Annotated in this window: 17 protein-coding genes; 9 read left to right on the top strand and 8 right to left on the bottom strand. The window is 62.3% G+C overall.

Annotated elements, in window-relative coordinates:
- Positions 1–8: 8 nt before the first annotated feature.
- Together P3T17_RS25450 and tsaE are read right to left on the bottom strand one after the other, a co-directional pair.
- Positions 9–1,562, bottom strand: a complete 1,554-nt coding sequence (locus tag P3T17_RS25450; RefSeq protein WP_429409299.1) for an N-acetylmuramoyl-L-alanine amidase — start codon at positions 1,560–1,562, stop codon at positions 9–11.
- The gene (gene tsaE, locus P3T17_RS25445) at positions 1,544–2,113 is read right to left on the bottom strand and encodes a tRNA (adenosine(37)-N6)-threonylcarbamoyltransferase complex ATPase subunit type 1 TsaE (RefSeq protein WP_429409297.1); all 570 of its coding nucleotides are present in this window, start codon (positions 2,111–2,113) and stop codon (positions 1,544–1,546) included. Before tsaE ends, P3T17_RS25450 begins: the two co-directional genes overlap by 19 nt.
- A 17-nt stretch (positions 2,114–2,130) precedes the next feature.
- Here tsaE and queG point away from each other — a divergent pair, with 17 nt between their 5' ends.
- The 3 genes from queG to xerD all read left to right on the top strand — a co-directional run bounded on the left by queG (position 2,131) and on the right by xerD (position 4,905).
- Positions 2,131–3,405: a tRNA epoxyqueuosine(34) reductase QueG gene (gene queG, locus P3T17_RS25440; RefSeq protein ID WP_429409296.1), complete on the top strand. Its 1,275-nt coding sequence runs from the start codon at positions 2,131–2,133 to the stop codon at positions 3,403–3,405.
- Between the two features lie 82 nt (positions 3,406–3,487).
- Complete coding sequence (locus P3T17_RS25435; RefSeq protein ID WP_429286981.1) at positions 3,488–3,964, top strand: methylated-DNA--[protein]-cysteine S-methyltransferase; 477 nt, start codon at positions 3,488–3,490, stop codon at positions 3,962–3,964.
- Complete coding sequence (gene xerD, locus P3T17_RS25430; RefSeq protein WP_074263504.1) at positions 3,961–4,905, top strand: site-specific tyrosine recombinase XerD; 945 nt, start codon at positions 3,961–3,963, stop codon at positions 4,903–4,905. Before P3T17_RS25435 ends, xerD begins: the two co-directional genes overlap by 4 nt.
- A 41-nt stretch (positions 4,906–4,946) precedes the next feature.
- On the opposite strand, the gene P3T17_RS25425 is transcribed toward xerD, so the two are convergent.
- Positions 4,947–6,509 carry a class I adenylate-forming enzyme family protein gene (locus P3T17_RS25425; protein ID WP_429409295.1) on the bottom strand — a complete coding sequence of 521 codons (1,563 nt, stop codon included), beginning with the start codon at positions 6,507–6,509 and terminating at the stop codon, positions 4,947–4,949.
- Between the two features lie 139 nt (positions 6,510–6,648).
- Here P3T17_RS25425 and ybaK point away from each other — a divergent pair, with 139 nt between their 5' ends.
- On the top strand, positions 6,649–7,140 hold the full coding sequence (gene ybaK, locus P3T17_RS25420; protein WP_429409294.1) for a Cys-tRNA(Pro) deacylase: 492 nt from the start codon (positions 6,649–6,651) through the stop codon (positions 7,138–7,140).
- Between the two features lie 214 nt (positions 7,141–7,354).
- On the top strand, positions 7,355–7,990 hold the full coding sequence (gene plsY, locus P3T17_RS25415; RefSeq protein WP_429409293.1) for a glycerol-3-phosphate 1-O-acyltransferase PlsY: 636 nt from the start codon (positions 7,355–7,357) through the stop codon (positions 7,988–7,990).
- Between the two features lie 180 nt (positions 7,991–8,170).
- Here plsY and P3T17_RS25410 read toward each other — a convergent pair whose 3' ends face one another.
- Complete coding sequence (locus P3T17_RS25410) at positions 8,171–8,656, bottom strand: YajQ family cyclic di-GMP-binding protein (RefSeq protein ID WP_074263507.1); 486 nt, start codon at positions 8,654–8,656, stop codon at positions 8,171–8,173.
- A gap of 172 nt (positions 8,657–8,828) precedes the next feature.
- On the opposite strand from P3T17_RS25410, the gene murB reads away from it, so the two are divergent.
- On the top strand, positions 8,829–9,869 hold the full coding sequence (gene murB, locus P3T17_RS25405) for a UDP-N-acetylmuramate dehydrogenase (protein ID WP_429286836.1): 1,041 nt from the start codon (positions 8,829–8,831) through the stop codon (positions 9,867–9,869).
- A gap of 192 nt (positions 9,870–10,061) precedes the next feature.
- Here murB and argF read toward each other — a convergent pair whose 3' ends face one another.
- Positions 10,062–10,991, bottom strand: a complete 930-nt coding sequence (gene argF / locus P3T17_RS25400) for an ornithine carbamoyltransferase (protein WP_074263509.1) — start codon at positions 10,989–10,991, stop codon at positions 10,062–10,064.
- Between the two features lie 424 nt (positions 10,992–11,415).
- Between argF and P3T17_RS25395 the strand changes: the two genes are divergently transcribed.
- On the top strand, positions 11,416–11,757 hold the full coding sequence (locus P3T17_RS25395; RefSeq protein ID WP_074263510.1) for a DUF3579 domain-containing protein: 342 nt from the start codon (positions 11,416–11,418) through the stop codon (positions 11,755–11,757).
- Positions 11,758–12,029: 272 nt separating this feature from the next.
- Here P3T17_RS25395 and rpsT read toward each other — a convergent pair whose 3' ends face one another.
- Positions 12,030–12,308 (bottom strand): 30S ribosomal protein S20, encoded by a 279-nt coding sequence (gene rpsT / locus P3T17_RS25390; RefSeq protein ID WP_074263511.1) that lies wholly within the window; start codon positions 12,306–12,308, stop codon positions 12,030–12,032.
- Between the two features lie 391 nt (positions 12,309–12,699).
- On the opposite strand from rpsT, the gene murJ reads away from it, so the two are divergent.
- Together murJ and P3T17_RS25380 are read left to right on the top strand one after the other, a co-directional pair.
- Positions 12,700–14,250 carry a murein biosynthesis integral membrane protein MurJ gene (gene murJ / locus P3T17_RS25385; protein WP_429409292.1) on the top strand — a complete coding sequence of 517 codons (1,551 nt, stop codon included), beginning with the start codon at positions 12,700–12,702 and terminating at the stop codon, positions 14,248–14,250.
- Positions 14,247–15,098 (top strand): SirB1 family protein, encoded by an 852-nt coding sequence (locus P3T17_RS25380; RefSeq protein WP_074263513.1) that lies wholly within the window; start codon positions 14,247–14,249, stop codon positions 15,096–15,098. Before murJ ends, P3T17_RS25380 begins: the two co-directional genes overlap by 4 nt.
- A gap of 69 nt (positions 15,099–15,167) precedes the next feature.
- Here P3T17_RS25380 and P3T17_RS25375 read toward each other — a convergent pair whose 3' ends face one another.
- Together P3T17_RS25375 and adk are read right to left on the bottom strand one after the other, a co-directional pair.
- A complete protein-coding gene (locus tag P3T17_RS25375; protein ID WP_429409291.1) occupies positions 15,168–15,926 on the bottom strand; it encodes a 3-hydroxyacyl-CoA dehydrogenase in 759 nt (252 codons plus the stop codon).
- 318 nt (positions 15,927–16,244) lie between these two features.
- Positions 16,245–16,910, bottom strand: a complete 666-nt coding sequence (gene adk, locus P3T17_RS25370) for an adenylate kinase (RefSeq protein WP_429286839.1) — start codon at positions 16,908–16,910, stop codon at positions 16,245–16,247.
- Positions 16,911–16,959 lie beyond the last annotated feature (49 nt).

Here is a 16,959-nt window from a genome sequence, read left to right as displayed (position 1 = left end):
CAAGCGCCTCAAGTCATGCGGTTTTTCGCCAGCGGAGGATTCGCCGCGAAATAGCGCTTGATGCCCTTCATGATGGCCGTAGCCATCTGATCGCGATAGGCGTCGTCGTTCAGGCGCTTCTCTTCGTCCGGGTTGCTGATGAACGCGGTCTCGACGAGGATCGACGGAATGTCCGGTGCCTTCAGCACGGCAAACCCGGCCTGTTCGACGGAACCCTTGTGCAGCTTGTTGATATCGCCGATCTCGTTCAGCACGAAGTTGCCATAGCGCATCGAATCGCGGATCTGCGCCGTGGTCGACATATCGAACAACGCGCGATTGACTGCCGCGTCATCCGATTTGATGTTGATCCCGCCGATCTGGTCCGACGAGTTTTCCTTGTCCGCCATCCAGCGCGCCGCGGCGCTCGAGGCACCGTGCTCCGATAGCGCGAACACCGACGAGCCGCGTGCTTCCGGCGTGGTGAACGCGTCTGCGTGAATCGACACGAACAGATCCGCACCGACGCGCCGCGCTTTCTGCACGCGCACGTTGAGCGGCACGAAGAAGTCGTCGTCGCGGGTCATCATCGAGCGCATGTTCGGCTGGGCATCGATCTTCGCGCGTAGTTTCTTCGCGACGTCGAGTGCGATGTGCTTTTCATATGTGCCCGCGCTGCCGATCGCGCCCGGATCTTCACCGCCATGTCCCGGGTCGATCGCCACGGTCAACAGACGCACCGTGTTGTTCTTGCCTGACTTCGGCGTGGTGAAGGCGTAGGTGTCGTCGGGGCTGTTGCCGCTGTTGTTGCTGGCAAGCGCGCCAGGTGGCGTGAGCGGCTTGCCGGGCAACGGCGCTTGCGCCAGGGTGTGCGGTGCGGGCACCGGAACGGGAGCTGGCGTCGTGTGAGCCAGCGGATGAGGCACATCCGGCGCGTGGTCGTCGTTCTGCGCGTAGCGGTCGAAGAACGCCTCGCTGTTGTCCGCGGTGGGCGGCGTCGTGCCGGGGCCGCTCAAGGTGGTCGGCGGCGCGGCATTTTCATCGAGGCGTTGCTGCTTGCGCTCGCTTTGCGCGAGCAGGTCCATCATCGGATCCGGCGCGACGGCCGGATACAGGTCAAACACCAGCCGGTACTTGTACGAGCCGACCGGCGGCAACGTGAACACCTGCGGCTTCACCGAACCCTTCAGATCGAACACCATCCGCACCACATGTGGCAGATATTGCCCGACGCGCACAGCCTGAATCTGCGGATCGTTCGGTGTGATCTTCGAAACCAGATCCTTGAGCTCCTGGTCGAGATCGAGGCCGTTCAGATCCACCACCAGCCGGTCCGGGGTCTGCAGCAATTGCTGGGTGTTCTGCAGCGGCTGATCGGATTCGATCGTCACGCGCGTGTAGTCGCGGGCCGGCCAGACCCGCACGCCGAGCACCGAACTCGCCCACGCGAGGCGTGGCGCGACGAGACCGAGCACGAGCGTCGAGGCGCCGGCGCGCAGAATCTGCCGGCGCCGCCAGTTATGCGAGGCGGTGGCGGCGGATTCGATCGAGCGAAATGGCTTGATTAACATCTTTCTAGACATGCTTTTCCTGATTCGCTGTACGCCCGGGCAACCAGCAGCCGGCCGTCGCCGTCGACATCGAGCGAGAAAACAAGATCCGGCACGCCTAGCAGGCCGCCCGCGCGTTGCGGCCATTCGACGAGGCAAACCGCACCGCTGTCGAAGTACTCGCGAAAGCCGGCGTCGGCCCATTCAGCCGGATCGGTGAATCGATACAGATCGAAGTGATAGAGCTCAAGTTCCCCATCGGGTCTTTGAACTGCGTACGGTTCGACAAGCGTATAGGTGGGACTGCGCACGCGCCCGGTGTGACCGAGGCCGCGCAAAGTAGCCCGCACGAGCGTGGTTTTACCGACGCCGAGGTCGCCGGTCAATTGCACCTGCAGGCCCTGGAATCCGTCGACGCTCGCGTTGCTGTCATGCGCTTTCTGCGCGGCGCCGCGCACGCTCTCGATCGCCTCCGCGAAGCGCACGCCGAACGCGCTGGTGGCTGCTTCGTCCGCGAGCGCGAAGTGGCGCTCGAGCAGGACTGCAGCGGGTGGTTGGATCGCGAGATCGGCGTTGTCGGGCATTCTCGTAAAATGGCGTGATGAACCGAAGTCCGGAGTCCCCCGTTTCCTGCACGCCTGCGTCCGATGACGATGCGCGCGCCACGCGTCAGCTGGATGAAGCGGCGCTGGCGGCGCTTGCCCTGCGCATCAAGGCGTGGGGCCGCGAACTAGGTTTCGGGGCGATCGGTATCAGCGACACCGATCTCTCCGCTGCCGAGGCGGGTCTTGCCGCATGGCTTGAAGAGGGCTGCCACGGCGAGATGGATTATATGGCTAAACATGGGATGAAACGCGCGCGGCCCGCAGAGCTTGTGGCCCATACGCGACGCGTGATCAGCGCGCGGATGGCTTATTTGCCGGGGGATTCGCTGTCTCGAGAGCGTCCTCATTCGCCTGATCAGTCCGAGGTTGGAAAGCTCGCCGAAAGCGCACCCACCGAACTCACTGAAGCGCGTAACTGGCGTGCTGACGAGTTTGCGCGGATAAACGACCCGTCCGCCGCGGTAGTGTCGATCTACGCGCGGGGCCGTGATTATCACAAGGTTATGCGCAACCGGCTGCAGCGGCTTGCCGAGAGGATCGAAGCCGAAATCGGTGCCTACGGTTACCGGGTGTTTACCGATTCCGCCCCGGTTCTCGAGATCGAACTCGCGCAGAAAGCGGGCATTGGCTGGCGCGGCAAGCACACGCTGTTGCTGCAGCGCGACGCCGGATCGCTGTTTTTCCTCGGCGAAATCTACGTGGATGTGCCGCTGCCGACCGATGCGCAGTCGACACCCGAGAGCGCCCCCGAAACGCCGGGTGCGCATTGCGGCACTTGTACGCGCTGTATCGACGCGTGCCCAACCGGTGCGATTGTGGCGCCTTACAAGGTCGATGCGCGGCTTTGCATCTCCTATCTGACCATCGAACTGAAAGGCAGTATTCCACGGGAACTGCGGCCGTTGATCGGCAATCGGGTGTACGGCTGTGACGATTGCCAGCTCGTCTGTCCGTGGAACAAGTTTGCCCAGGCGGCGCCGGTTGCCGATTTCGATGTGCGGCACGGCCTCGATCGTGCGACGCTGGTCGAACTGTTCGCGTGGAGCACCGACGACTTCGATACGCGCATGCAGGGCAGCGCGATTCGTCGCATCGGCTACGAGGCGTGGCTGCGCAATCTGGCGGTCGGTATGGGTAATGCGTTGCGCGCCGATCCGGCGAGCCTGGCAGTCGACGCGCGGGCGGCGATCGTGGATGCCTTGCGTCAGCGTATGGATGATCCTTCGGCGCTGGTGCGCGAGCATGTCGAATGGGCGCTTGAAGCCGCCTGAGCTGGCGGCGTACAGTAACGGAAATCCGGCGCGGCAGCGGGCCGCGTCCAGAGTGGTTCAGGAAATTTCAGGCCAATACATCATGTTCAACGCAGTGATCGACGCGCCGTTCGGCAAAGTCGGCATTCGTCTCGACGCCGAAGCCGACTCGGTGCGCGAGATCGCCTATTTGCCGGATCCGGTGCAGAACGTCGCGCCTGATACACCGCTCGCCGAAGAAGTTGTGCGGCAGATCGAGCGCTATCTGGAGAACCCTGCGGCGGCCTTTGACCTGCCGCTGGCTGCAATCGGCACCGACTTTCAGCGACGCGTGTGGGCGGGGATCAACGCGATTCCGCCGGGCGTGGTGCTGACCTATGGGCAACTTGCCAAAGAGGTGGGCAGCGTGCCGCGCGCGGTCGGTCAGGCATGCGGCTCGAACTATTTTCCACTGGTGATTCCGTGTCACCGCGTGGTGGCGTCGAGCGGAATCGGCGGCTTTGCGCATCACGCGGACGATGACTTTTTTCGCAAGGTCAAGCGCTGGCTGCTGGCGCATGAAGGTGTGTCCTACGCATGAGTGAACCGATTATTGCCGACGCTCCCGACACGCCCGCTCCGTCACCGTTGTTCGTGACGAGCAATGCCTCGATTGACGCCTTCTGCGACGCGCTATGGCTCGAACATGGCCTGTCGCGCAACACGCTCGACGCCTACCGGCGCGATCTGCGCCTCTTCTGCGAATGGCTTGCGCAGAGCCGCAATGCTTCGCTCGATACGGCCAGCGAAGCGGACCTCACCGCCTATAGCGTCGTGCGGCAGAAGGACAAGTCCACTTCGTCGAACCGGCGACTGTCGGTGTTCCGGCGCTACTACGCATGGGCTGTGCGCGAGCATCGCGCAAAGGTCGACCCGACGCTGCGCATCCGCTCGGCCAAACAGCCGGCGCGTTTTCCCGCGACGCTGAGCGAGGCTCAGGTCGAAGCGCTGCTCGGCGCGCCGGATATCGCCACGCCGCTCGGCCTGCGCGATCGCACGATGCTCGAACTGATGTACGCAAGCGGCTTGCGCGTCACCGAACTCGTTACGCTGAAAACAGTGGAAGTGGGGCTCAACGAAGGCGTCGTGCGGGTGATGGGTAAGGGTTCGAAAGAACGCCTCATTCCGTTCGGCGAGGAGGCGCATGCGTGGATCGAGCGCTATCTGCGCGAGGCGCGGCCGGCGTTGCTGGGCGCGCGTGCGACAGATGCGCTGTTCGTGACCAGCCGGGCCGAAGGCATGACGCGCCAGCAGTTCTGGAACATCATCAAGCGTCATGCGGCGGCAGCCGAGGTGCATGCGCCGCTCTCGCCGCACACCTTGCGGCATGCGTTCGCGACGCATTTGTTAAATCACGGCGCCGATCTGCGTGTCGTGCAACTGCTGCTTGGACATACCGATATCTCGACCACGCAGATTTACACGCATGTGGCGCGTGAGCGCCTGAAGTCGCTGCATGCGGCGCATCATCCACGGGGATGAGGGTGGATGAGCCCGTGTGACTTGCGCGTGCGCGCTGGCGTTTAAACCAGATCGCGCAGGCGGTGCTTCAGGATCTTGCCGGTTGACGCGGCCGGCAGCGCAGCGAGCGGACGTACTTCGGCGGGACGTTTGTACGGGGCGAGCCGCTCGCCGCACCATGCGACCAACTCTTCCGGCGTTACCTTCGCGCCGGCCTTCAGTTCGACAAAGGCGACCACCTCTTCGTTGCCTTCTACCGCGCGTCCTACCACCGCCGATTGCATGACCTCCGGGTGCGCGTTCAGCACGTGCTCAACTTCAGCCGGATATACGTTGAAGCCCGAACGGATAATCAACTCCTTGCTGCGTCCCACGATATGCAGCGCACCGTCGACATCCTGGCGCGCGAGATCGCCAGTCTTGAGCCAACCCTCCGCGGTGATTGTGGCGGCGGTCTGTTCGGGACTGCGGTAATAGCCAAGCATGACGTTTGGCCCGCGCACCCACAATTCGCCGACCTCTCCTTGCACGAGCTCCTCGCCATCGAGCGAGACGAAGCGCACCTCGATGCCGGGAATTGCGGGTCCTACCGAGCAATCGCTGCGCGGTGCGTCGAGCGTGGTCTGCGCGACGGTGGGGCTGCTCTCCGTCATGCCATAACCGTTGTGCAACGTGATGCCATACACGCTTTCAACGTGTGCCTTGAGCGACGCGTCGAGCGGTGAGCCGCCCGAATAAGCGAAGCGCAGACGCGGCGCGGACCACGCATGGCCGTGCCTCTGCAGATGTTCCAGCAGCTTGGCATGCATCGCGGGGACACCCTGGAAGATCGACACACCTTCTTCGGCGAGTGCCCGGCGCACCGCTTCGGGCGCGAAACGCGGCACAAGCCGCAGGGTGGCGCCGGCATACAGGCTGCCGAGGCACACCGAAGCGAAACCGTAGACATGCGAGATCGGTAGGACGGCGTACACCACATCGTCGGGGCCGACGCGGCGCAGGCCGCTCGACATGGCCGCGATAAACAGCAGATTGCGGTGCGATAGCATCACGCCTTTGGGCGCGCCGGTGGTGCCTGTGGTGTAGATCAAGGCGGCGCATTGGCGCTCGCTGGCGCGTTCCACCGGCTCTGCCGTGACGGCGTTGTCGAGCGCAAAGGCCCATGCGCCGATAGCGGGCGCGAGCGCGGGCGCCGTCGCGGCGCCGTGACGTTGCGCATGCTGTGACGCGTCGGGCGAGCTTTCGACAGCATAGGCCACGAGCCGCGGCTGGGCGTGCGCGCGGATTGCGTCGAGTTCGGCGGCGGATAGGCGCGCATTCGACACGAGCGCCCACGCGTCGAGCTGGGCGGTAGCGAACAGCAGCACCACCTGCGCGATGCTGTTTTCCGCGACAATCATTACCCGGTCGCCGCCGCGTACGCCCCATTCGCGCAGCAGCGCCGCGGTAGCGTTCACGGCTTCCAGCAGTTGCATGTTCGTCAGACTTCGCGCGTCTTCGATCAGCGCGACATGCTGCGGATCGCGTGCGGCAGCTAGCGCCGGAATTTGCGCAATGCGCTGCGGCAAGGCGGCGAGCAAGTCGGGCACGTGGATGGTGCTACGTGCAGGTGAGTCGAAGATCAACGCGGTCTCCTTGAAACGATAGGGCCCCGGCAGGCGTTGCGCCGGGTGATTTCCGAACGATCGTGCCACAGTCGCCAACGGCGCACAATTGGCCGTTCGGCCAATGGCGGTCGCTCAAGGCCGCCATTACAATGCGCCGATGAGCAAATCCAGACACGTCTCCGAAACGCCCGCGACGCAGTTTCTGCGCCGTCACGGCGTCGAATTCGGAGAGCACCCTTACGATTATGTCGAGCACGGCGGCACAGCGGAATCGGCGCGCCAGCTAGGCGTGGACGAACATCAGGTCGTGAAGACGCTGGTAATGGAAGACGAGCACGCCAAGCCTTTGATCGTGCTGATGCACGGCGACCGTACCGTCTCCACCAAAAACCTCGCACGGCAGATCGGTGCGAAGCGCGTGGAACCGTGCAAGCCGGAAGTGGCGAACCGACATTCCGGCTATCTGATCGGTGGTACGTCGCCGTTCGGTACGCGCAAGGCGATGCCCGTCTATGTGGAGTCGAGTATTCTCGAACTCGAGAAGATCTGGCTGAACGGCGGCCGGCGCGGGTTTCTGGTGAGTATCGCGCCCTCTGTGCTCACGCAGTTGCTGAAGGCGAAGCCGGTGCAATGCGCGAGCGTGGATTGAATGCTGCCAACGCTGTCGCTGCCTGCTTCGGGGCATCGACTGATGCCCCGAAGCAGGCTCGGGTTGCGCCGACGGTTTCGGGAATACCCTCTGCAAAAGTGGCTGGCCGCGATGGCCCGGTTCGGTAGAATGTTCGCCGTTTCGTTCGTGCCGCGGGATGCGTGTTCTACCTGTCGCCCCTGTTGCGCTTTCCGATAACTATAAGAGTCCCCAGATGCAAAACCTGATCGTCGCTGTCGTCGCTTATCTGATCGGTTCGGTGTCGTTTGCCGTGATCGTGAGTTCCGTGATGGGACTGGCCGACCCGCGCTCGTACGGCTCGAAGAATCCCGGCGCCACCAACGTTCTGAGAAGCGGCAACAAGACGGCCGCGATCCTGACGCTGATTGGCGATGCGTTCAAGGGCTGGCTCGCCGTCTGGCTCGTCAGCCACTTCGGCGCGCGCTACGGACTTGACGATACGGCGATTGCGCTTGCCGCGATCGCCGTTTTCCTCGGCCACCTGTATCCGGTGTTTTTTCGCTTCAAGGGCGGCAAGGGCGTCGCGACAGCCGCGGGCGTTCTGCTGGCTATCAACCCCGTGCTAGGCATCGCCACCCTACTGACCTGGCTGATCGTCGCCTTCTTTACGCGCTATTCGTCACTAGCGGCGCTCGCGGCCGCGGTGTTCGCACCGCTTTTCGACGGCTTCCTGTTCGGCGCGAACATCATTGCGCTGTCCATCGTCGTGATGAGCTCGCTGCTCATCTGGCGTCATCGCGGCAATATCGCGAAGCTGATGGCGGGGCAGGAAAGCCGCATCGGCGACAAGAAGAAGGCCGAGGCCCAGGCGGCGGCGAAGCGGCACTGATCTGATGCGACACTGAAGCGGTGGCGCCGCGGCGCCCACGGCGGTCTCGCAGGCGTTGCGTGACGGGAAAACCAGGCAGGACATCAGGCCGGACACGCAACCTGGATGCGCAGGCATGTGCACGCATGAGCAGCACGATCGCCACCGGCGTCGCCGCCACTCCCGCGCAATCTGAACGCCTTAATCGCGGAAGTTGTTGAAGTCGAGCGGCGTGTCCGTGACATCCTTGCGCAGCAGCGCAATCACACTCTGCAGGTCGTCGCGCTTGGTGCCGTTCACGCGCACCGCATCGCCCTGAATGCTTGCCTGGACCTTGATCTTGCTGTCTTTCACAAGCCTGACGATCTTCTTCGCCAGATCGCCCGACACGCCTTTCTTGACGGTGACGACCTGCTTGACCTTGTCGCCACCGATTTTCTCGATCTTGCCGTACTCGAGGAAGCGCACGTCGACGTTGCGCTTGGCCATTTTCGACACCATCACGTCCTTGACCTGACCCAGCTTGAAGTCGTCGTCGGCGTAGAGCGTCAACTCGTGCTCCTTGTGTTCGACGCGCGCGTCCGACCCCTTGAAGTCGAAGCGGGTGGAAATTTCCTTGTTGGACTGCTCGATCGCGTTCTTGACTTCGATCATGTTGGCTTCGCACACGACGTCAAACGATGGCATTGCTCTCTCCAATAGTGCTGCGATACACGGCGCCGCCGGACGGCTGCGCACGATGCACTCGCTATAATCACGAACCGGACGTCATTTTACCGACGCCTTTCTCTTTTGCCCAAGGCCGCTGCGCAATACCGCCTGGCTTGCGGCACACGGCCCTCACATTCCGATGTCCCTGATGTCCCAGTCCGACTCCACTGTTTTCCTCGCCGGGTATCCGCTCAAGGCCCACAACACCTTTGGCTTCGATGTCCGCGCGCGGTTCGCGTGCCGCATCGAACGCGAGGACCAATTGCTCGCGGCGGTGCGTGACCCGCGTGCAGCCGGCCTGCCTCGGCTGGTGCTGGGCGGCGGCAGCAACGTCGTGCTGACCGGCGACTTCGAGGGCCTCGTGCTGCTGGTGGCATTACGCGGTCGCCGTCTCGTGCGTGAGGACGACGAAGCGTGGTACGTCGAAGCGGCTGCTGGCGAAAACTGGCACGACTTCGTGTCCTGGACCCTTGCACAGGAGAAGCCCGGCCTCGAAAACCTCGCGCTGATTCCGGGGACGGTGGGGGCCGCGCCGATCCAGAACATCGGCGCCTATGGACTCGAAATGTGCGAGCGCTTCGCATCGCTGCGCGCCGTGGAACTGGCGACCGGCGAAGCGCGCGAGTTCGACGCAGCGGCTTGCCGGTTCGGCTATCGCGACAGTTTCTTCAAGCGAGAAGGGCGTGACCGCTTTGTGATCACGTCGGTTACGTTTCGCTTGCCGAAAGCGTGGGTGCCACGCGCGAGCTATGCGGACATCGCCCGCGAACTGGCCGCCGAGGGTCATGGTGACACATCGCCGAGCGCGCAGGCAATTTTCGACGCCGTCGTGGCCGTGCGCCGCGCGAAATTGCCCGACCCGTCGCAACTCGGCAATGCCGGCAGCTTCTTCAAGAATCCTGTGATCGACGCAGTGCAGTTCGAGGCGTTGCAGCGCCGCGAGCCGGAGGTGGTTTCGTACCGGCAGGCGGACGGTGCGGTGAAGCTTGCGGCGGGGTGGTTGATCGATCAGTGCGGCTGGAAAGGGCGCGCGATGGGCGCGGCCGCTGTGCACGAACGTCAGGCACTCGTGCTGGTGAATCGGGGTGGGGCAAGCGGCGCAGAGGTGCTTGCGCTGGCGCAGGCGATTCAACGGGATGTGCGTGAACGGTTTGGAGTGGAGCTGGAGGCCGAGCCGGTTTGTCTGTAGGACGCGGTGCAGCGGGGTTTTGAGTTCTGCACGCGCAATAAAAAAAGGTACCGTGAGTGAGCCGGGCACCTTTTGCTGGCTGCTAGCGCAGGATTTGGTCCGTTCAGCCGCGCCGCAGACACGCACAAGCACGGCGCGTACGTGGATGCCCGCCTCGTATTCGGGCCCCGTCGCGCTTCGCGCAGAAGCCGCTCAGTGGTTCAGCTTGCCGAGCAGCAAAAATTCCATCAACGCCTTTTGGACATGCAGACGGTTTTCCGCTTCGTCCCATACGACGCTTTGCGGTCCGTCGATCACCTCTGCGCTCACTTCCTCGCCACGATGGGCCGGCAGGCAGTGCATGAAGAGTGCATCTGCGTTGGCGCGCGCCATCATCTCGGCGTCCACGCACCAGTCGGCAAACGCAGCCTTGCGCGCTTCGTTCTCCGCCTCGAAGCCCATGCTGGTCCAGACGTCGGTGGTGACCAGATCGGCGCCGGCGCAGGCCTCGTTCGGATCGTCAAACTCTTCGACAAACGGTGCGCTCTCAGGCGCCACCATGGCGCGGTCGAGCTTGTAACCCGGCGGCGTGGACAGTCGCAGCTGGAAGCCGAGAATCTGCGCCGCCTCGATCCAGGTGTACAGCATGTTGTTCGCATCACCGACCCAGGCGACCGTTTTGCCGCGAATCGGGCCGCGATGTTCGAAATACGTGAAGATGTCAGCCAGCACCTGGCACGGGTGATATTCGTTGGTCAGGCCGTTGATGACCGGCACACGCGAATTGTCGGCAAAGCGCTTCAGGATGTCCTGGCCGAAGGTGCGGATCATGATGATGTCGACCATGCGCGAGATGACCTGCGCAGCATCTTCGATCGGCTCGCCACGGCCCAGTTGCGTGTCCCGCGTGCTCATGAATACCGCATGGCCGCCTAGCTGGAAGATGCCCGCTTCGAACGAGAGGCGCGTGCGTGTCGAGTTTTTCTCGAAGATCATCGCCAGCGTGCGGTCGTGCAGCGGGTGGTAGGTCTCGTAGTTCTTGAACTTGTTCTTCAGGATGCGGGCGCGTTCAAGCACGTACTCGTAGTCTTCCAGCGAGAAATCCTTGAACTGCAGGTAGTGGCGAATTTTCTTGGCGGTCATGAAACAAATACGGCGGTCTCACCCGGCGAAATTGCCGGACGCTGCCGCCGTCGTTTGTGGTAACTCTATGCAGCATAAAGGATTCTGGCGCGTTTGACGAGCTAGCCAGAAGGCCAGGCGGTCATTCCTAAGCGGGCCTGCGAGTCTTAAGAGGTGTGCTTGTGTGCAGTGCGGAAGAAGGTCCGCTACGCTATAATCTCGGGGTTTCCCAAAAAGCCCAGCAAGCAGGCTACATGCTTGCGGGACACGGCTCGCGCGCCCGGAAGGCTTTCCTCGCGGTGCGCCGTCATGACGATTGCCGAGGTGGCCCTGGCCGGCACTGCGGCGCCCAGCGGCATGGTTCGCGGGGTCGTGTACGACGTGTTCATGCAGCCGCAGCCACATTCGCTGGCATTGTGCTGGGCAGTCACTCAGGTATTCCTACATGGCCGAAGAAGCTCCAACCGAATATTTCATTCAGGGCATCACGTCGAACGGAAAGAAGTTTCGGCCGAGTGACTGGTCGGAGCGGCTCGCCGGGGTGATGTCCATGTTCGGGCCGGGCACGAAAAGGGGGCCGAATGCCTACATGCAGTACTCGCTGTACGTCCGCCCCACGATCATCGACGACCTGAAATGCGTCATCCTCGACTCGCGGTTGCGCGACATCGAACCCATGGCCTTCGATTTCGTCATGAATTTCGCGAAGGACAATGACCTGCTGGTCACCGAGGCCTGCGAACTGCCGCCCGAACACGGTACTCAACAGGCGTTGAAGGCGAAGTAAGGCGGCTGTAGGTGCCCGAATGGGCTAAGACGGCTGATCCATTCAGGCGAGGATCGAGCCAGGGCAGTGAGGCGAAAGGAAACGATGGAAACCCAACCCGCGAAGGCGGGTTTTTTTGCGCCTGTAGCAAACAGTAGCGTCAAATGAGTACTGTGCGCGCAGAGACCGGGCAGACGAGACAAACCCTAAAACCAAACAAAAAAGCCCGCCTAGGCGGGCTCTCATGACGCAGCGGAAACAGGAGGTAGCCCGCCGGAGCGGGCTGACCGGATTTACTGCGCTGCGGGCGCTTGCAGACCCTTGATGGCTGCAGCGAGGCGGCTCTTATGGCGAGCTGCCTTGTTCTTGTGAACGATTTTCTTGTCGGCGATGATGTCGATCGTCTTCGTCGACGCCAGGAAGATCTCAGCGGCCTTAGCCTTGTCGCCGGCGTCGATCGCCTTGCGAACAGCCTTGATTGCCGTGCGGAACTTCGAGCGCAGGGCCGAGTTATGCGAGTTTGCCTTCGCGGCCTGACGGGCGCGCTTGCGTGCTTGTGCGGAGTTAGCCATGACGGTTCCTTATCCTGTTCCTGTTTCCAGTACCTGACCTTCAAGTGGCCGGGCGCTGCTTTAGCTCGAACCCTTGGAAGCGATTGCCCAAGAGCGCAAAAAATGTCGAAATTGGTAATTCAACTACGCGAAATCTGGCTCGTTCCAACAGACATCGAGAGGGCATCTGAATGCCGTCCGAAAATTGAGCGAGCGTCGAAACCGGCGATTATAGCAACAAAAACAGGCACGTGGCAAACGAAAATGGGCGATCTGACGCCCGGGCGCTCCTGCTGACGCTCTCCGGTTCCCGGCCCGCTTTGCGCGAAATCGAACGTCTGCGGCGTAAATCGGTCCGATTCGCGTCAAGGCTCATCGTCCGCACCTGCGGCACCCTTATAATAAGCCCCCCATGAATCTATTCCGAGCCCTGCTGACGGTCAGCGGCTTCACGCTGCTGTCGCGCGTGACCGGCCTGGCCCGCGAAACGTTGATCGCCCGCGCGTTCGGCGCCAGCCAGTTTACCGACGCGTTCTACGTCGCCTTCCGCATTCCCAACCTGCTGCGCCGGATTTCCGCCGAGGGTGCCTTTTCGCAGGCGTTCGTGCCGATTCTCGCCGAGTTCAAGAATCAGCAGGGGCACGACGCGACCAAGGCGCTCGTCGACGCAACCTCCACCGTCCTTGCCTGGGCGCTGGCGATTCTCTCGCTGCTCGGCGTGCTGGGCGCCTCCGGCGTGGTGTTCGTGGTGGCGTCCGGCCTCGCGCACGATGGTCAGGCGTATCCGCTCGCCGTCACGATGACGCGCATCATGTTTCCGTACATCGTATTCATCTCGTTGACGTCGCTGGCCTCGGGCGTCCTGAATACTTACAAGAACTTTTCGCTGCCGGCCTTTGCACCGGTGCTGCTGAACGTGGCGTTCATCGTCGCGGCCGTGTTCGTCGCGCCGCATATGAAAACGCCGGTCTACGCGCTCGCGTGGGCCGTGATCGTCGGCGGCATGCTGCAGTTTCTGGTGCAGTTGCCCGGTCTCAAGAAGATCGACATGGTGCCGAAGATCGGCTGGAACCCGGTGCGTTCGCTCGCGCATCGCGGCGTCAAGCGCGTGCTCTCGAAGATGGTGCCGGCCATGTTCGCGGTCTCGGTGGCGCAGATCAGCCTGATCATCAACACGAATATTGCGTCGCGGATCGGGCCCGGAGCGGTGTCGTGGATCAATTACGCCGACCGGCTGATGGAGTTTCCCACCGCGCTGCTGGGCGTTGCGCTCGGTACGATCTTGCTGCCGAGTCTATCCAAGGCGCACGTCGATGCCGACCCGCACGAGTACTCGTCTCTGCTCGACTGGGGCCTGCGTGTGACCTTCCTGCTCGCCGCGCCGAGCGCGATCGCGCTGTTTTTCTTTGCCGAGCCGCTCACCGCTACGCTGTTTCACTACGGTAAGTTCGACGCCCACTCGGTCGTGATGGTGGGCCGGGCGCTGGCCGCCTATGGTGTCGGCCTGATTGGGCTGATCCTTATCAAGATCCTCGCGCCGGGCTTCTACGCGAAGCAGGACATCAAGACGCCGGTGAAGATCGGGGTCGGCGTGCTGGTCGTCACGCAGTTGAGCAATTTCGTCTTCGTCCCGATCTTCGCTCATGCGGGTTTGACCCTTAGCGTCGGGCTCGGCGCTTGCGTGAACGCGCTGTTGCTGTTCGTCGGCTTGCGCCGGCGCGGTATCTATATGCCGTCGGGTGGCTGGCTGGTTTTCTTCGTGCAGATGATCGGGGCGTGCCTCGTGCTCGCGGGCGTCATGCACTGGTTTTCCATCAGCTTCGACTGGATCGGCTTACATGCCCAGCCGCTTGCCCGTATCGTGTTGCTGGCGGCGTGCCTGGTTCTGTTTGCTGCGCTATATTTCGGTATGCTTTGGCTGATGGGCTTCAAATACGCGTATTTCAGAAGGCGAGTGAAGTGATCACGACGACGCGGGTTCTCGACTATTTCAGCACGCTGGTCGCCGAAGACGACAGTCTGCCCCTGACCGAGGCAGCACTCTCGCTTGCACAGGACGCTTATCCCGATCTCGATCTGCAAGGCGCACTCGCCGAGATCGACGAACTGGTGGTGCGCCTGCAGCGCCGCATGCCAGCCGATGCTGACATCAAGCAGAAGGTCGGCATCCTGAATCGCTTTTTCTTCCGCGAGCTGGGTTTCGGCAACAACCTCAACGATTTCCTTGACCCCGACAACAGCCATCTGAACGTGGTGTTGAAACGGCGCCGCGGCATTCCGATTTCGCTTGCCGTGCTGTATCTGGAGATGGCCGAGCAGATTGGTGTTCCGGTACGCGGTGTGGCGTTTCCCGGTCATTTCCTGTTGCGCGTGACCACGCCCGATGGTGACGTGATGCTCGATCCGACCACCGGGCACTCGCTCTCAGAGTCGGAGATGGTCGAGATGCTGGAGCCCTATGTGGCGTCGGCGGGCGAGTCGGTCAGCCGTGCTTTGCGCATGCTGCTGCAGCCGGCCACCCGGCGCGAGATCATTGCACGCATGCTGCGCAACCTGAAGTCGACCTATCTTCAGACGGAACGCTGGCAGCGTCTATTGGGCGTGCAACAGCGGCTGGTGATTCTGCTGCCTGAGAGCATCGAGGAAGTGCGTGATCGCGGCTTCGCTTATGCGCGGCTCGATTATCTGCGCCCGGCGCTCGAAGATCTGGAGCGCTACCTGGGCGACCGCCCCGATGCGGACGATGCGACGGTCGTCGAGTCGCAGTTGCATGAGTTGCGCCAACGTACGCAGCACAACGACCGGGACTGAGATTCGCCGGGGCGTGCACGCCATACGCCGCGGTCGTCGCGGCATATGACGGGCGGCGAACCGCTCCCGCTACTTCGGCTGCATCCGGATGGCTCCATCGAGACGGATCACTTCGCCGTTGAGCATCGGGTTATCGAAGATCTGTTTGGCCAGCATTGCGTATTCCGCCGGCTTGCCGAGACGCGGCGGGAACGGCACCATCGCGCCGAGCGCGTCCTGCACTTCCTGCGGCATGCCGAGCAGCATCGGCGTTTCGAAGATGCCCGGTGCAATCGTCATCACGCGGATTGCGTTGCGCGACAGATCGCGTGCGATCGGCAGCGTCATCCCCACCACTCCGCTCTTCGATGCGGCATAGGCGGCCTGGCCGATCTGGCCATCGAACGCCGCCACCGATGCCGTGTTGATGATCACCCCGCGCTCGCCATTCGCATTCGGCTCGTTCTTCGCCATCGCCGCAGCGGCAAGGCGAATCATGTTGAAGGTGCCGATCAGGTTGATCGAGATCGTTCGCGTGAACGAGTCGAGCGGATGCGGGCCGTCCTTGCCCACGGTCTTGATAGCCGGCGCGACTCCCGCACAATTGACCAGGCCGCGCAGCGTGCCGAGTTTCATCGCGGCATCGACTGCTTGCGTAGCGTCGTCTTCGCGGCTGACATCGCACTTCACGAACACGCCGCCCAGTTCCTGCGCGAGTGCCGTGCCCGCATCCTGATTGAGGTCGGCAACGACGATCTTGCCGCCCTCTGCGGCGAACAGGCGCGCAGTGGCGGCGCCGAGACCCGATGCACCGCCGGTGATCAGGAATACATTGTCACGAATCTCCATGTCTGCTCCTTTGCTTCAGTTCAGTAATCGTCACGATCGAATATCTTTTCGATGGTCGATTGTAACGGCTGTGCTGCAGCGCGGAAAGAAAAGGGCGGGTGGTTGCACCGGAGTGGTGCTTGAATGTGGCCAGAAATTTGATCGGGATAACTGAGCAAATTGACTGCGCGGATCACGCGCCGCGAATGCAACGCGTAAAGCGAAGTGCGAATAAAAAACCCGCCCATGTGGGCGGGTTTTAGCGAAGCGGATCTGACGTATTGTGAGAGGGCAAAAAATCCAAAGTCCCGCGCGTCTCACCACCTCACTTCATCGAATTCACTTCAACGCATCGAACACACGCGTGCGGATTTCGTCGACGGTGCCCAGGCCGGAAATAGCCCGGTACTGCGGCGCCTTCAAACTGCTCGACGCGTCACCGTTTTTGGCCCACGTGGTGTAGTACTCGATCAGCGGCTTGGTCTGCGCAACATACACTTCCAGACGCTTCTTGACCGTTTCTTCCTTGTCGTCGTCGCGCTGGATCAGCGGTTCACCCGTGACGTCGTCGACGTTGTCGACCTTCGGCGGGTTGAACTTGACGTGATACGTACGTCCCGAGGCAGCGTGCACGCGGCGGCCGCTCATCCGCACGATGATCTCGTCGAACGGCACGTCGATTTCCAGCACGTAGTCGATGGCGACGCCGGCCTGCTTCATGGCTTCCGCTTGCGGCAGCGTGCGCGGAAAACCGTCGAACAGATAACCGTTGGCGCAATCCGCTTCCTTCAGACGCTCTTTGACGAGATTGATGATCAGCTCGTCCGACACCAGTTCGCCTGCATCCATAGAACGCTTGGCTTCAATGCCGAGCGGCGAGCCAGCCTTGACGGCCGCACGCAACATATCGCCGGTGGAAATTTGCGGAATGCCGAATTTTTCCTTGATGAACGTTGCCTGAGTGCCCTTACCCGCTCCGGGAGCACCCAAAAGGATCAAACGCATGTGATATCTCCAGATCTATGTGAATTCTTGGGTGGCGCTACGCTTAAGG

The sequence above is a fragment of the Paraburkholderia sp. GAS82 genome (genome assembly GCF_050436285.1).
Classification (GTDB): Bacteria; Pseudomonadota; Gammaproteobacteria; order Burkholderiales; family Burkholderiaceae; genus Paraburkholderia; species Paraburkholderia phenazinium_B.
Note: the sequence above shows the minus strand (reverse complement) of the source record. Positions and strands in the feature narration are given on the sequence as shown.

What these genes read in the sequence shown, in the direction of transcription:
- argF (WP_074263509.1), bottom strand. Translation starts at nt 10,991, where the DNA reads ATGACCGCCAAGAAAATTCGCCACTACCTGCAGTTCAAGGATTTCTCG.
- P3T17_RS25410 (WP_074263507.1), bottom strand. Translation starts at nt 8,656, where the DNA reads ATGCCATCGTTTGACGTCGTGTGCGAAGCCAACATGATCGAAGTCAAG.
- P3T17_RS25375 (WP_429409291.1), bottom strand. Translation starts at nt 15,926, where the DNA reads ATGGAGATTCGTGACAATGTATTCCTGATCACCGGCGGTGCATCGGGT.
- xerD (WP_074263504.1), top strand. Translation starts at nt 3,961, where the DNA reads ATGAGTGAACCGATTATTGCCGACGCTCCCGACACGCCCGCTCCGTCA.
- P3T17_RS25395 (WP_074263510.1), top strand. Translation starts at nt 11,416, where the DNA reads ATGGCCGAAGAAGCTCCAACCGAATATTTCATTCAGGGCATCACGTCG.
- P3T17_RS25450 (WP_429409299.1), bottom strand. Translation starts at nt 1,562, where the DNA reads ATGTCTAGAAAGATGTTAATCAAGCCATTTCGCTCGATCGAATCCGCC.
- adk (WP_429286839.1), bottom strand. Translation starts at nt 16,910, where the DNA reads ATGCGTTTGATCCTTTTGGGTGCTCCCGGAGCGGGTAAGGGCACTCAG.
- murJ (WP_429409292.1), top strand. Translation starts at nt 12,700, where the DNA reads ATGAATCTATTCCGAGCCCTGCTGACGGTCAGCGGCTTCACGCTGCTG.
- ybaK (WP_429409294.1), top strand. Translation starts at nt 6,649, where the DNA reads ATGAGCAAATCCAGACACGTCTCCGAAACGCCCGCGACGCAGTTTCTG.
- P3T17_RS25435 (WP_429286981.1), top strand. Translation starts at nt 3,488, where the DNA reads ATGTTCAACGCAGTGATCGACGCGCCGTTCGGCAAAGTCGGCATTCGT.
- tsaE (WP_429409297.1), bottom strand. Translation starts at nt 2,113, where the DNA reads ATGCCCGACAACGCCGATCTCGCGATCCAACCACCCGCTGCAGTCCTG.
- rpsT (WP_074263511.1), bottom strand. Translation starts at nt 12,308, where the DNA reads ATGGCTAACTCCGCACAAGCACGCAAGCGCGCCCGTCAGGCCGCGAAG.
- queG (WP_429409296.1), top strand. Translation starts at nt 2,131, where the DNA reads ATGAACCGAAGTCCGGAGTCCCCCGTTTCCTGCACGCCTGCGTCCGAT.
- plsY (WP_429409293.1), top strand. Translation starts at nt 7,355, where the DNA reads ATGCAAAACCTGATCGTCGCTGTCGTCGCTTATCTGATCGGTTCGGTG.
- murB (WP_429286836.1), top strand. Translation starts at nt 8,829, where the DNA reads ATGTCCCAGTCCGACTCCACTGTTTTCCTCGCCGGGTATCCGCTCAAG.